The sequence below is a fragment of the Mesoflavibacter zeaxanthinifaciens subsp. sabulilitoris genome, assembly GCF_014191595.1.
Classification (GTDB): Bacteria; Bacteroidota; Bacteroidia; order Flavobacteriales; family Flavobacteriaceae; genus Mesoflavibacter; species Mesoflavibacter zeaxanthinifaciens.
In genome coordinates, this window is the sequence record NZ_JACHWV010000002.1 from 403,544 (window position 1) to 418,782 (window position 15,239).

Below are 15,239 nucleotides of genomic sequence, written 5' to 3' on the forward strand. Positions count from 1 at the left end.
AAGAAAAAATAACCATATACACAATGAGCGGAATTTTAAATTCTTCAATAGGAAGAAAGGTTGCTATGGCACTTTCGGCATTCTTTCTTATGATTTTTATTCTTCAACACTTCGCAATCAATATCTTATCTGTTTTTAGCCCAGATACGTTTAATGAAGTATCACACTTCATGGGTACGTTTTGGTTAATACAGTTTGTATTGCAGCCTGTTTTAATTTTTGGGGTAGTTTTTCACTTCATCATGGGATTTGTTTTAGAAATTAAAAATAAGAAAGCACGTCAAATTAGCTATGCTAAAAACAATGGTAGTGCAAATTCTACTTGGATGAGTAGAAATATGATCTGGAGCGGAGGCTTCATTTTAGTATTCTTAATTATTCACTTTATCGATTTTTGGTTTCCAGAAATCAATACTAAGTATATTGTTGGTGATATGTCTGGAACATTACCTAATGGTGAGTTTAGATATTACGAAGAGTTAGTGCATAAATTTGAACCAATCTGGAGAGTTGCTTTATACTGTCTAGGTTTTGTATTCTTAGCACTGCATTTACTTCACGGTTTTAACTCGGCATTTCAGTCGGTTGGAGCTAACAATAAATATACAAAAGGATTAAAAGGTTTTGGTAAAGCCTATGCTATATTAATTCCGCTAGGATTTATTTTTATCGCATTATTTCACCATTTTAATCACTAAAAAATAGTTGACTATGAGTTTAGATTCAAAAGTACCTAAGGGTCCAATTGCAGACAAATGGACTAATCATAAAAATAATATTAATTTAGTTAACCCAGCTAACAAGCGTCTTATTGATGTTATTGTTGTTGGTACTGGATTAGCTGGTGGATCTGCTGCTGCTACTTTAGCAGAGTTAGGTTATAACGTAAAAGCATTTTGCTTTCAAGATTCACCAAGACGTGCGCACTCTATTGCAGCACAAGGTGGTATTAACGCTGCCAAAAATTATCAAGGAGATGGTGACTCTAACTATCGTTTATTTTACGATACTGTAAAAGGAGGAGATTACCGTTCTAGAGAAGCAAACGTATACCGTTTAGCAGAAGTTTCTGCAAATATCATTGACCAATGTGTAGCTCAAGGAGTACCTTTTGCTCGTGAATATGGTGGATTATTAGACAACCGTTCTTTTGGTGGAGTGTTAGTATCTCGTACATTTTACGCAGCAGGACAAACAGGTCAGCAATTATTATTAGGAGCTTACTCTGCAATGAACCGTCAAATAGGACGTGGAAAAATAAAAATGTACAACCGTCATGAAATGCTAGATGTAGTAATTGTAGACGGTAAAGCAAGAGGTATCATTACTCGTAATTTAGTTACAGGTGAAATCGAGCGTCACTCAGCTCACGCAGTAGTTTTAGGTACTGGTGGATACGGTAATGTATTTTTCTTATCAACAAATGCAATGGGTAGTAACGTAACAGCAGCTTGGAAAGCACATAAACGCGGTGCATACTTTGCAAACCCATGCTATACTCAAATACATCCAACCTGTATTCCTGTTTCAGGTGATCATCAGTCTAAGCTAACGTTAATGTCAGAATCATTACGTAATGATGGACGTATCTGGGTACCAAAAAATATAGAAGATGTAAAAGCAATTAGAGAAGGACGATTAAAACCAACAGAAATTGCTGAAGAAAATAGAGATTATTACCTAGAGCGTCGTTACCCAGCATTTGGTAACCTTGTACCTCGTGATGTTGCCTCTCGTGCAGCTAAAGAACGTTGTGATGCAGGTTATGGTGTAAACGCAACAGGAGAAGCAGTGTACTTAGATTTTGCTTCTGCAATAACACGTTACGGTAAAGAGCAAGCACACGTTAAAGGATTAGACGAAAACGATGCTGCTTTAGTAAAAAAATTAGGGCAAGAAGTTATCAAAACTAAATATGGTAACTTATTCCAGATGTACGAAAAAATTGTAGATCAAAATCCATACGAAACACCAATGATGATTTATCCTGCAGTACACTATACAATGGGTGGACTTTGGGTAGACTATAATTTACAAACAACAGTACCAGGATTATATGCAATTGGTGAAGCTAATTTCTCTGATCACGGAGCTAACCGTTTAGGTGCATCTGCATTAATGCAAGGATTAGCAGATGGTTACTTTGTATTGCCTTATACAATTGGTGATTATTTAGCAGACGATATTAGAACAGGACCTATATCTACAGAATCTAAAGAATTTGAAGAAGCAGAAAAAAACGTACGAGAGCGTATAGAGTTTTTTGTGAATAATGAAGGAAAGCACTCTGTAGATTATTTCCACAAGAAATTAGGAAAAATCATGTGGAATAAAGTAGGAATGGCACGTAACGTAAAAGGACTAACTGAAGCTATTTCAGAAATTAAAGCCTTACGTGAAGAATTTTGGAAAGAAGTTAAAGTACCAGGAACTGCTAACGAATTTAATGAAGAGTTAGCTAAAGCTGGTCGTGTAGCAGATTTCTTAGAGTTAGGAGAGTTATTTGCTAAAGATGCGTTACACCGTGAAGAATCTTGTGGTGGACACTTTAGAGAAGACTTTGTTGAAGAAAGTGGAGAACAAAAAGGTGAGGCAAAACGTGATGACGAAAACTTTGCTTATGTTGCTGCTTGGGAATACAAAGGGCAACCAAGTGAGGCTCAACTACATAAAGAAGAATTAGAATTTAACGATATTGAGTTAAAACAAAGAAGTTATAAATAGATTAAGTATTGAGGTAAGAGATGTTAGACACAGATTTAAACGCTCAATACTCAATACTCAATACTAAAATCTGAATATATGAATTTAACATTAAAAATATGGCGTCAAAAAAACGCCAACGATAAAGGAAAAATGGTTGACTATCAGGTCAGCGATATTTCTCCAGATATGTCTTTTTTAGAAATGTTAGACGTATTAAACGAACAGTTGATTAACAAAGGTGAAGAGCCTGTAGCGTTTGATCATGACTGTCGTGAAGGTATTTGCGGTATGTGTTCTTTATATATTAATGGAGAAGCACATGGACCAGATAGAGGCGTAACAACATGCCAATTACACATGCGTATGTTTAAAGATGGTGACACAATCTTTATAGAGCCATTTAGAGCAAAAGCATTCCCTGTAATTAAAGATTTAGTTGTAGATAGAAGTGCTTTTGATCGTATACAGCACGCAGGTGGATTTATCTCTGTAAATACATCTGGTAATACTATAGATGCTAATGCTATACCTGTAAATAAACATGATGCAGACGATGCATTTTCTGCAGCAACATGTATTGGTTGCGGTGCATGTGTAGCTAGCTGTAAAAACTCTAGTGCAATGCTTTTTGTTGGTGCTAAGGTGTCTCAGTTTGCTTTATTACCACAAGGACAAGTAGAAGCTACAGACCGTGTTATGAACATGGTAAAGCAAATGGATGAAGAAGGGTTTGGTAACTGTACAAATACAGGAGCATGTGAGGTAGAGTGTCCTAAAGGAATCTCTTTAGAAAATATAGCTCGTATGAATAGCGAATACTTAAAAGCAAGTCTTAAAGGTTAATTTATAACCTAAAACAAGATATATTTTGTAAAATCTCAAGAGGCTAGCTTCTTGAGATTTTTTTGTTTCTTTACTTTTTAATTTTGAATATGCAACAACCTTCTGCTTTTTACCAAAAAAATATTACAAACTATTCTAATCAGGTATCAAAACTAAGTAAGCAATTATTTGGTTTAAGTCTATTACGCTTCTCTATTTTTATTCTTACCATAATTGGATTGTATAGTTTTTTTGGAGAATGGATAATGTTTTCAATTATATCTATACTTGGTTTAAGCTTGTTTTTATTGTTATTATCTAAATATACCAATATAAAAAAACAACTGTTATTGTATAAACAGTTAGTTTCAATTAATGAGGAAGAAATTAGAATAATATCAGGAGATTTTTTCTACAAAGACAAAGGGGAACAATATCAAAATGTTAATCATAATTATGCATTAGATATTGATTTGTTTGGTAGAGGATCATTTTTTCAGTTTTTAGATAGAACAGCAACAAAAGAAGGACAGGAAAAATTAGCAAATGCATTAAAAGCTAATCAAATAACAAATATAAAAGATAGACAACAAGCCATAAAAGAGTTAGCCAAAAAACCTAGTTGGCGTCAAGAATATCAAGCAACAGCAAGTTTAATACATGTAGAAACCGATGTTAATCAAGTTGTTTATTTTTTAAATAATCATAAAAGTTTTTTGCCAAAATGGATGAAGCATATTCCATTAGTTTTCGGAATTTCATCTTTAGTATTATTAACATTAGTCATTTTTAAAATTCTAGAACCACAATATTTTGGATACTGGATTTTTGTAGGCTTTTTTATTACTGGTAAATATTTAAAAAAAATAAGTGGTTTAGCTTCAAACACTGATAAAATAAGAGATACGTTTAGACAATACGCGTTGCTACTTAAGTTAATTGAAAACGAAAAATTTAACGTCTCTTTACTAAAAGATAAACAACAAAAAATAAAACAAGAGTCAAAAAAAGCTTCTGAGATTTTAACAGAATTATCTAAAGCAATGGACGCATTAGATAATCGTAATAATTTCATTTCTGCCATTTTTGGTAACGGTTATTTTTTGACAGATATTAACCACAGTTTTTCTATAGAAAAATGGATAGAAAATTATCATGATACCGTAGAACAGTGGTTTGAAGTGGTTAGCTTTTTTGATGTTTATAACAGTTTTGGTAATTATACTTTTAATAATCCAGATTATATTTTTCCTGAAATATTAGATACCAAGCAAACGACTAAAGTTGAGCAATTAGGTCATCCTTTATTAAAGTCAGAAAAGCGAGTTGATAATGACTTTGAAATTAAAAATCAACAATTTTTTATAATTACAGGCGCTAATATGGCTGGTAAAAGTACTTTTTTGCGCACTGTTTCTTTGCATATAGTAATGTCAAATGTAGGTTTGCCAGTTTGTGCAAAGTCAAGTCTATATAGTCCCGTAAAGTTAATAACAAGTATGCGCACAACAGACTCTTTAACAGATGATAGTTCCTACTTTTTTAGTGAGTTAACCAGACTTAAATATATAGTTGAAGCTATTAAAACCGACGATTATTTTATCATTTTAGATGAAATATTAAAAGGAACAAACAGTACGGATAAAGCTATTGGTAGTAAAAAGTTTGTAGAGAAATTGGTGGCAAGTAAAGCAACAGGAATAATTGCTACACACGACTTAAGTTTGTGCGAAATAGAAAAAGAGTTACAAGCAGTTAAAAACTATTATTTCGATGCTCAAATTGTTAATGATGAGCTATTCTTTGATTACACCTTTAAAAAGGGAATTTGTCAAAATATGAATGCTAGCTTCTTGTTAAAGAAGATGAATATTGTTTAAAAAAAGCCGAAACTTTTAGTTTCGGCTTTTTTAAAATTAGGATTATTTATTTTTAGGATGTACTAATTCCATCTCTTCAATTAAGTGTTTGGCACCAGCAAATTTATCAATGATAAATAAAACATATCTAGCGTCTACCATTATGTTACGACAAATTTCAGGATCATAATTAATATCACTCATTGTACCTTCCCAAACGCGATCAAAATTTAGTCCGATTAAATTACCATTTGCGTCTATTGCAGGACTACCAGAGTTTCCTCCAGTGGTATGATTGGTACCTAAAAAGCAAACAGGTACTTTACCGTTTGCATCTGCATATTGTCCAAAATCTTTTGCAGCGTATAGGTCTAAAAGCTTTTGTGGTACATCAAACTCGTAATCACCAGGGACATACTTTTCAATCACACCATCTAAGTAGCTTACTGGCATATAGTAAACAGCATCTTTAGGCGAATAGCCTTTTACCTTCCCGTAAGTTACACGCATTGTACTGTTAGCGTCAGGAAAATATCTAGCATCGGGTAACGCTTCCATCAAAGCTTTCATGTATTGTTTTTCTAAAGCAGTGATAGGTGCGTTTTTAGTTTCAAATTCTGGGTTTATTGTGCTGTAAAACTCATCAATAAATGGTTTTGCATATTTATAAGCAGCGTCTTTATTTAACTTTTTAAGGACGTCTTTTGGTTTACCATCAAGAAGTTTTAATGCTTCATCTAAATCTGTTAGAGCTGTTTTATCATAAACAGAAGCATCTACTTTTTGTGTGTAAAAAGGCATAACGTTTTTAAAAACACCTTTATCTACATTTACATCATAATTTTTATGAATACTTTTTAAAGTTGAAGCAAAACGCGCTTTAGCTTTTTCAAAATTATCAGGATTTTGTTTAATAGCTTGCTCCATTTGATAAGCTCTAAGCGTCATGGTCATTAACTCGTTGGTAACAATAAATACTTCAATAAAATTTCTTCTTTTAATATTTATTGCTGCAAAATCTTTATAAAGTTGATCAAATTCAGGAAGAATGTTTCCGTATTTACTTTCTAAATTTTTGTCTTTTAAAGCTTTTGTAAATTCAGCTTCAAAAGCACGTCGTTCTGCTATTGCATTACTTTTTTCGATACCAAGATTTTCTCCAATCCATTTTTTCCACGCGTTAGCAATTCTTGCTTGTTTAGAGGCGTATTTAATACGTACCTCATCGTTAGCTTTCATATTAGCATCAATAACTTTTAAAGCAGCTTCGCGAATTGCAATATTGCTTGGGTTATATTCTTGTGTGATGTGTTGTATAGCTACTGCAGGAAGATATTCGTTTGTACGACCAGGAAAACCAAATACCATGGTAAAATCGTCTTCTTCTATACCATCTAAAGATATTGGTAAATAATGTTTTGGTGTGTATGGTACGTTGTCTGTACTATATTTTGCTGGTCTGTTATTTTTATCTGCATAAATACGAAATAAAGAAAAATCGCCTGTATGTCTCGGGAAAACCCAATTATCTGTATCGCTACCAAATTTACCTATGCTTGCTGGTGGCGCACCAACTAATCTAATATCTTCAAAACGTTCTGTAATAAATAAAAAATATTGATTACCCTTATAAAACGCCTTAACTTTAGAGTCTTGCCAAGGTTCTTTATCGTAATAAGTCTGAACTTTATTGCTGTTTTTGTCAATTATAGATTGCTTTTCTTTTTCAGACATTTCATCAGTTACACCAGCTAAAACATCGTTAGTAACATCTTCAATACGTATAATAAATTCTACAAAAAGACCTTCGTTTGGCAATTCTTCATCTAAATTCATTGCCCAAAACCCATTTTTAATGTAATCGTTTTCTAAAGAAGAGTGCGATTGTATCTGACTGTAACCACAATGATGATTAGTTAAAATTAAGCCTTTTGGAGAGATCACTTCGGTAGTACAACCACCATTAAAATGACCGATAGCATCCTTTAAACTAGATTTGTTAACGCTGTATATATCATCAGCAGTAAGCATGCTTCCAAGGTTAGCCATTTCGGTTTCATTCATTCCATCCAAAAGCGAAGGAATCCACATACCACCTTGTTGTGCAGATACACTAAAAGTGATAAAAAGTAGTAAAAATTTTATAAGTCTCATTGTATTTAGTTTATTAAAACTCAAATATAAAAAATTAGTTAAAGGCGTAAGCCAGCAAACATCAATTACTTATATTTAGGTATTAAATATTTTACAAATGAAATCAATAATTACTTTAATTATTATCCTATTAGGTATAGGTTTTACTTTTGCGCAAGAAGTAACTTTAGACGATAAAAAATACCAAGTAGATGATAAAACAATTTTATCTAATGGTACAGATGTTACTAATGCTTTAAATGAAGAGCAACAGCAAAAAATATATGATTTAGCTGAAGAAAAGCAAAACGCATTAAAACAAATTGAATTAGAGAAAAAAGCATCTGAAAAAGCTAAAAAACAAGCCGAAAAACAGGCAAAGCAACTAAAAAAGCTTGAAAAGCAACAAAAAAAGACTCAAAAAGCATTAAAGAAGAAAGAAAATGAAATTGCCAAAAAAGCTAAAGCCGAAAAGCAATTAGCAAAAGCCGAAAAAGAAGCTAAAAAAGCGCAATCTAAGTACGAGAAACTTAGTAAAAAAGGAAAATTAAGTACAGAAGATGAAGCTAAATGGCTTAAAAAAATTGAAAAACTCAATGATAAAGTAGCTAAAGCAGAAAAGAAATTAAAAAAGTTGTAATGGAAGAAAACAGTCTACATGTTGCGATAATCCAAGCAGATTTGGTATGGGAAAATCCTAATCAAAACAGAGAAAATTTCACCAAAAAAATTGAAGAAATTACACAAGATGTAGATCTAATTGTATTACCAGAAATGTTTACTTCTGGTTTTACAATGACGCCAGAACATATTGCCGAAACTGAAGAAGGAGAGACCATTATTTGGATGAAAAAAATGGCTTTTCAAAAAAATGCAGCTATTGTTGGAAGTGTTGCAATTAAAGATAATAGCGATTACTACAATAGATTATTTTTTGTGCATACAAATGGTTTGATAGACACTTACGATAAAAAACACACGTTTACTTTAGCAGGCGAAGATAAGGTTTACAAAAGAGGAAATTCTAAAGTCATTGTAAATTATAAAGGTTTTAAAATACAACCTCTAATTTGTTACGATTTAAGATTTCCTGTTTGGTCAAGAATAGCAGAAGAGGATTATGATGTATTAATCTACGTTGCTAATTGGCCAAAAATAAGAGTACATGCTTGGAATACTTTGTTACAAGCTAGAGCAATAGAAAACATGAGTTATTGTATTGGTGTTAACCGTGTTGGTTTAGATGCTAATAACTATGAATATTCTGGTCACTCTGCAGTCTATGATGCTTTAGGTAAAAAACTTTCAACCATACAGCCAAATTTTGAAGGTGTAGAAGTAATAGTTTTAAACAAAAAACATATTGATGATGTAAGAAGCAAACTTCGTTTTTTAGATGATAAAGATAGTTTTAGTTTAGAATAAACTCTTCAACATTACTCCAACCAACCCTAATTTCGACTTCTTTTTTACGGTAGCTTACACGTTCTGGCTGAATTTTTCTTAAAAAATCACCTGTGTCATATTTTCCGTTTTTATTGCTGTCAAAAACAACTCTTAAATAGTATTTTCCTGGTTTTAAATAGAAAAAGTCTAATGGTTCTGGTTTTGTACTATACTTTTCGTATTTAACTTCACTTTTATCATTAACAAGTTGTACTAAAATAGGATAAGTTGCATTTTTTACTAAAACTCTTGCTTCTCCTAAAGCTTCAGGATCTGGAGTTTGCAAATTGTAATTTAAAGAGTCGTTAGTGTTTTCAAAAAAGTCTGTTACTGTTTCTGGTAAAATTGTTATTTTATATTGGCTTTTATCTTCTTTTGCAAATTTGATTTCCAGATGGTTTAATAATGTGTCAAGCTTAGTATTAAAGTCAATAAAAACAGAGTCTTTATCCATAATGCTAATGTTATCCTTATTTACTTTAGTAATAGGGATATTAGCTTTTAATTTAAAACTTTCGTTTATAGCAATAGTATTTATAGGTTCTGCTCTTAGATTTAAAGAGTCTTTTAAATTATCCTTAAGCTTTACAGTAAATGTGTCTATTATTTTATCGTTTTGTACTTTAAAAATTAAAGAGTCTGTGTCTTCTAATTTTGGATAGTAAAAATAATTTAAAGTATCTGTGTCTTGCTCTTTTACAATTCTAAATTTAAAATCTTCAGGTACTTTAGATAATACATCTATTTTAGTTTTTGTATAATCACCTTGATAACCAAATGCTATTTTTTCGCCTGCAACTAATCTTGGTTTAAATGCTTTATAATCTAAATCTTCTTTAAAGACCTTAAGTTGATAATTAGCAGAAGTATCTGGTACGGTAATGTAATCTTCAAAAAAGCCAATTTTATCACTTTTTTGCTCGTATAAATTATTGTTGTTATTGTCTTTTAAAGCAATTAAGCGGTATGTTCCAGCTTTTAAGTTTTCGATAGTAAAGTTTGTTGTGCTATCTAATGTGTTGGTGACGTATTTAGGTTTTTCTTTATATATGATTGAGTCTGTGTAAGTAGAATCTACTTCGTAAAGATGAACAGATATAAAAGATTCTGTTATTCGGTCTAATCCATCTACTACACTTCCTTTAACGTTTAAAGAATCAATATAGTCTCCGGTAGAAAAGACGTAACGATAATACTCGTAAGGGTTTTCTTCGTTGTTATCTACAATACTATTACCAAAATTAAAGGCGTATGTAGTATTAGGTTTTAAAGTGTCGTAAATTTTAATTTTTATATACTCACTAGCAGAACTTAAAGGTGTTATTTCTGGTTGAATATCCATTGGAGGCGAAATAATTAACTGCTTTTGTAAATTTTTAACTTTTACATATTCATTAAAGTAGATTCTTATTTCGTTTGCGTTAAAGTTAGTCGAGTAATTTTCTGGTACAGTTTTTACTATTTCAGGTGGAGTCACATCTTTTGGTCCGCCACCAATAGATCCACGGTTGGCACAGTTAATAGCAGTAAGTGCTAGTATTAAATAAAAACTAAAATTTATCCAACGTTTTTGCATAAAAAATCAAATAGAAGCACAAATTAACAACATATTTATGTCTTAACGAAAAATCCTTTATGCTATTGCCATACAAGCAATGCTTATTTTTATATTATTTGCTTTTTGAAGTTGTATGCAGCAAGACTCTATTGTATTTCCTGTAGTAATTATATCGTCAACTAATAGAATGTGCTTATTGTTTAATTTTTCTATGTTTTTAGTAGAAAAAAGTTCGTTATTAAGTTGCCATCTTTCAAGACGTTTTTTTGATGCTTGAGATTTTGAAGAACCACTAATTTTTATCAAAATATCATCTATAAATTCAGCTTGCAATGCGTAAGCAATTTCTTTTCCAAATTTTTCAACTTGATTATAACCACGTTTTTTTAGTTTTTTAGGGTGTAATGGTACTGGTATTACAACATCTATATCTTTATAGTTTATTATGTTTTTAAGTTCTGTGCCTATCCATTTACCAAAAAATTCACCTACTTTTTCATTGCCACCGTATTTAAGTTGATGTATTAAATATTGTACCGTACCTTGTTTTTCAAATCTTAGTAAAGCAGTACCGTTTTCTATAGCAACACGACCGTATAAAACATTATCAATACTTTTATCATTATTAAGATGAAACTCTGTAATAGGTAATTTATGTCTACAATCTGTACATATAAAATCTTCATTATCAGAAAGTAAGTTTTTACAAGCATTACAAACTGAAGGGAAGAAAACATTAATAAAATCTCTTATTAAATTTTGCATCGAATATTCGTTTTATTCTTCAATGAAAATAATGAATAAATGTTTAATATTAAAAATCTATGATTAAACATATTTCTAAATTTAGGTTTTAATAATTATAATTTGATAATCAATTAACATAGTTAATCAATTATTTTTTCGTTTTATCGATAATTATTGATGGTCTTTATTCTTCTTGTTTACTTTGCAAAAAAAATTAACAATGATAGTTTTCCCTCAAACATACAACTACAAGTTAATTATTGGTTCATTGATAATAGCGTTATCCGTTTTAGGAGTATTTACATTTCAAAATCAAAATAAGTTAGAAGAGTATAATGCATACTTAGCTCAAGAAAAAAGCTTAATTCAAAATGAGTTGTCAGAGATGATATCTAGATTTGATACTTTAGATATTGAAAACGAAGAATTAAGTTTACAATTAGAAGCTTCTAAGCTAAAATTAGAACATGCGTTAGACTCCATAAAAACACTAGAAGTCACAGCCAATTTATTAACTCATTATAAGTCCAAAGTACAATTACTTAAGGAAGAAAAGGCACGTATTCTTAACTTAGTTAATAGCTTAGAGACTAAAAATAAAACTTTACAAACAGAAGTTACTCAATCTAAACAACAATTAAGCAGTATAAAAGTTAAAGCCAATACATTAAAAGAAACAAATGTAAAGCTTAAAAAACGCAATGAAACCTTAAATAAACACATTGTTAAGGCAAGTCAAATGCAAATTACCATGTTAGATGCAAAAGCAGTAAAACGTGTTAGTAAAAATAAGGTTGTAACAACAGATAAAGCAAAAAGAACAAACAAACTTTTAGTCGAATTTGTAATACCAAAAAATGATTTAATTACTAAGGGTAAAAAAGATATTTATATACAAATAGTTAATCCAAATAATAATGTGGTGTCAAATAAAGACGAAGCTAAGTTTGGTAAACAATCCTTAATTTACAGTAAAAAACTAGATGTTAATTTTAACAATAAAGATTTAGCAGTTTCAACTTTTATAGATGCTGATAAAGATGAACCTTTTAAACAAGGTCTTTATTTTGTAAACGTTTTTAACCAAGACAACCGTTTAGCTAGTACTTCAATATTGTTAGACTAATTTTCTTCTTAATTATTAGGCTTAAATCAGCCAAAAATTATATTGTAAACTTTTTATAAACGTTTATCTTTGCTGTATTATGGCAAACAACGACGATCAATTTAAAAAAGTAATCTCTCACGCAAAAGAGTATGGTTACGTATTCCAGAGTAGCGAAATTTACGATGGATTAAGCGCAGTTTACGACTACGCACAAAACGGTGTAGAATTAAAGAAAAACATACGCGACTATTGGTGGCGTGCAATGGTGCAAATGCACGATAATATTGTAGGTATTGATGCTGCAATTTTTATGCATCCAACCACTTGGAAAGCGTCTGGACACGTAGATGCTTTTAATGATCCGTTAATTGATAATAAAGACTCAAAAAAACGTTACCGCGCCGATGTTTTAGTTGAAGATTATTGCTTAAAAATCGAAGCTAAAATTGAAAAAGAAGTTAAAAAAGCCAAAAAACGTTTTGGCGATGCTTTTAATAAAGAAGAATTTTTAAGCACAAACGGTCGTGTTTTAGGTTATCAAGAAAAAATTGATACCATCCTAAAACGTCTAGGTAAATCTTTAGAAAATGAAGATTTAGCAGACGTAAAAGCCTTAATTGAAGAATTAGAAATAGCATGTCCATTAAGCGGAAGTAAAAACTGGACAGACGTTAAGCAATTCAACTTAATGTTTGGTACCAAATTAGGAGCAAGTGCAGACAGCGCAATGGATTTATATTTGCGTCCAGAGACAGCACAAGGTATTTTTGTAAATTTCCTTAATGTGCAAAAAACAGGACGTATGAAAATTCCTTTCGGAATTGCTCAAACAGGAAAAGCATTTAGAAACGAAATTGTTGCAAGACAATTTATCTTTAGAATGCGCGAGTTTGAACAAATGGAAATGCAATACTTTATCAAACCAGGAACACAAAAAGAATGGTTTGATTACTGGAAAGAAACACGTCTTAAGTGGCATAAATCATTAGGTTTAGGCGAAGATAACTACCGTTTCCACGATCACGAAAAATTAGCACATTACGCAGATGCAGCTACAGATATTGAGTTTAAATTTCCATTCGGATTCAAAGAATTAGAAGGAATTCACTCACGTACAGATTTCGATTTAAAACAACACGAAGAGTATTCTGGTAAAAAACTTCAGTATTTTGATAACGAAGATAATACAAGTTATACACCTTATGTTTTAGAAACCTCAATTGGTTTAGATCGTATGTTTTTAGCAGTGTTTTCTAACAGTTTACAAGATGAAACATTAGAAGACGGAAGCGAAAGAACCGTTTTAAAATTACCAGCAGTTTTAGCACCAACAAAAGCAGCAATTTTACCATTAGTTAAAAAAGACGAAGGCTTAACTAAAATGGCAAAAGATATTGTAGACGATTTAAAATGGGACTTTAACGTTACCTATGACGAAAAAGATGCAGTTGGTAGACGTTACCGTCGTCAAGATGCAGCAGGTACGCCATTTTGTATTACAGTAGATGGCGAAAGTCTAGAAAATAACACCGTAACTATACGTCATAGAGATACTATGGAACAAAAACGTGTTAAAGTTGAAGAGTTACGCGACATCATTAAAAAAGAAGTTGATGTAAAAGAATGGTTAATGAAGATGTAAAATTCCTGTTAAAGCAGAAATTTATAAATAAAAAAACGCCCAAAACTTTTCGTTTTGGGCGTTTTTAGTTTAATGACTATGTCCACCTTCACCACTTTCTTCAAGTAACATTCCAATACCTTTAACTAATATTTGTTTGTTTTGTAAAATGTCAGGATTTAAAATTTCTGTAGCATTTTCGTCTTGTTGTCCTATGTTTACTTTTAGCTTTTTAAATTGATAGCCATCAATAGTTGTTTCATCTAAAACAAGCACATAATTATTTTTGTCTTCACTTACAATAGCTTCGTTTGGCAAGCCAAGACCTTTTTTACTGTCTGTAATAATGTTAGCTTCTACAAACATACCAACAATAAAATTAGCTAAGTCTTTATCTACGTGTCCGTGAACTTTAACACGTCTTGTAGTTTCATCAATGGTAGTGCCAACTAAATGCACGTCTGCTTCAAAAGTTTTTTCTGAAGCTTCAGGAATTTTAAACTGTATTTTTTGACCTTTTTTAATGTGCATAATGTCTTTTTCAAATACCGATAATTCCAAATGAATATGGTCAATATCTACAATTTCTAATATCACATCGTTTGGCGCAACATAAGCGCCATTACTTACATTTACTTTAGTGACATTTCCGTTAATTGGTGCGTACAAATTAATGGTTGAAGTAATATTGCCTTGTTCTACAGCAGCTGTACTAATATTCATCATTTGTAATTTTTTCTTTAATCCGTTGTAAGTCGCCAAACTACTTTTGTAAGTGCTTTGCGCTTTTAGGTAGTTTTTTTCTGAAGTTATTTTTTCATCAAACAACGTTTTTTGTCTGTTAAATTCAGCTTTCAAATAATTAAGTTGCTCTGCGATTTCTAAATAGTTTTGCTGAATTTCAACATACTCAGGATTTTTTAAGCTTACTAAAAGTTGTCCTTTTTTAACTTCGTCACCAACTAAAAGCGGTGTGTTTGTAATATATCCACCAATGAATGTCGTGATACTAGATTTGTTTTTTGGTGGCACATCTATCATTCCGGTAACGGCAATTCCTGTTGAAAAATCAAGTGTTTTTAAACTATCTAAAACCATTTGCTCGCTTTCAAATTGAGCTTTAGTTACTGTTATTCCATTGTTTTTGGTTGTTGAGTTTTCAATCGTTTCTGTGTTGTTTTCTTTATTTCCGCAGGCTAAAAATAAAAGCGAAAAAAGAAGTATATATATGTTTTTCAT

The 15,239-nt window shown here is 31.3% G+C and carries 12 protein-coding genes; 8 read left to right on the plus strand and 4 right to left on the minus strand.

All coding sequences use genetic code 11. The annotated features are described in order from the left end of the window. Positions 1–23 precede the first annotated feature (23 nt). The 4 genes from FHS04_RS04660 (at position 24) to FHS04_RS04675 (ending at position 5,408) form a co-directional block, all read left to right on the plus strand. Positions 24–698: a succinate dehydrogenase cytochrome b subunit gene (locus tag FHS04_RS04660; RefSeq protein ID WP_027879127.1), complete on the plus strand. Its 675-nt coding sequence runs from the start codon at positions 24–26 to the stop codon at positions 696–698. A 13-nt stretch (positions 699–711) separates the two neighbouring features. Next, positions 712–2,724, plus strand: coding sequence for a fumarate reductase/succinate dehydrogenase flavoprotein subunit (locus FHS04_RS04665; protein WP_106680249.1), 2,013 nt, complete (start codon positions 712–714; stop codon positions 2,722–2,724). Between the two features lie 78 nt (positions 2,725–2,802). After that, the gene (locus FHS04_RS04670; RefSeq protein WP_027879125.1) at positions 2,803–3,549 is read left to right on the plus strand and encodes a succinate dehydrogenase/fumarate reductase iron-sulfur subunit; all 747 of its coding nucleotides are present in this window, start codon (positions 2,803–2,805) and stop codon (positions 3,547–3,549) included. An 89-nt stretch (positions 3,550–3,638) separates the two neighbouring features. Further along, a complete protein-coding gene (locus FHS04_RS04675) occupies positions 3,639–5,408 on the plus strand; it encodes a MutS-related protein (RefSeq protein ID WP_106680246.1) in 1,770 nt (589 codons plus the stop codon). 42 nt (positions 5,409–5,450) lie between these two features. Here the strand turns inward: FHS04_RS04675 and FHS04_RS04680 are convergent, their stop codons facing one another. After that, complete coding sequence (locus FHS04_RS04680; RefSeq protein WP_106680244.1) at positions 5,451–7,541, minus strand: S46 family peptidase; 2,091 nt, start codon at positions 7,539–7,541, stop codon at positions 5,451–5,453. Between the two features lie 97 nt (positions 7,542–7,638). Here FHS04_RS04680 and FHS04_RS04685 point away from each other — a divergent pair, with 97 nt between their 5' ends. Beyond that, on the plus strand, positions 7,639–8,160 hold the full coding sequence (locus FHS04_RS04685; RefSeq protein WP_106680242.1) for a hypothetical protein: 522 nt from the start codon (positions 7,639–7,641) through the stop codon (positions 8,158–8,160). Next, positions 8,160–8,945 (plus strand): nitrilase family protein, encoded by a 786-nt coding sequence (locus tag FHS04_RS04690; protein ID WP_106680240.1) that lies wholly within the window; start codon positions 8,160–8,162, stop codon positions 8,943–8,945. The genes FHS04_RS04685 and FHS04_RS04690 overlap by 1 nt, the downstream gene beginning before the upstream one ends. Here the strand turns inward: FHS04_RS04690 and FHS04_RS04695 are convergent. Together FHS04_RS04695 and FHS04_RS04700 are read right to left on the minus strand one after the other, a co-directional pair. Then, a complete protein-coding gene (locus FHS04_RS04695; RefSeq protein ID WP_106680238.1) occupies positions 8,932–10,542 on the minus strand; it encodes an Ig-like domain-containing protein in 1,611 nt (536 codons plus the stop codon). The genes FHS04_RS04690 and FHS04_RS04695 overlap by 14 nt on opposite strands. A 57-nt stretch (positions 10,543–10,599) precedes the next feature. Further along, positions 10,600–11,289 (minus strand): ComF family protein, encoded by a 690-nt coding sequence (locus FHS04_RS04700; protein ID WP_106680236.1) that lies wholly within the window; start codon positions 11,287–11,289, stop codon positions 10,600–10,602. 202 nt (positions 11,290–11,491) lie between these two features. Here FHS04_RS04700 and FHS04_RS04705 point away from each other — a divergent pair, with 202 nt between their 5' ends. Next, positions 11,492–12,397 carry a hypothetical protein gene (locus FHS04_RS04705; protein ID WP_106680234.1) on the plus strand — a complete coding sequence of 302 codons (906 nt, stop codon included), beginning with the start codon at positions 11,492–11,494 and terminating at the stop codon, positions 12,395–12,397. 79 nt (positions 12,398–12,476) lie between these two features. Then, the gene (locus tag FHS04_RS04710; protein WP_106680232.1) at positions 12,477–14,021 is read left to right on the plus strand and encodes a glycine--tRNA ligase; all 1,545 of its coding nucleotides are present in this window, start codon (positions 12,477–12,479) and stop codon (positions 14,019–14,021) included. Positions 14,022–14,090: 69 nt separating this feature from the next. On the opposite strand, the gene FHS04_RS04715 is transcribed toward FHS04_RS04710, so the two are convergent. Then, on the minus strand, positions 14,091–15,239 hold the full coding sequence (locus tag FHS04_RS04715; protein ID WP_106680230.1) for an efflux RND transporter periplasmic adaptor subunit: 1,149 nt from the start codon (positions 15,237–15,239) through the stop codon (positions 14,091–14,093).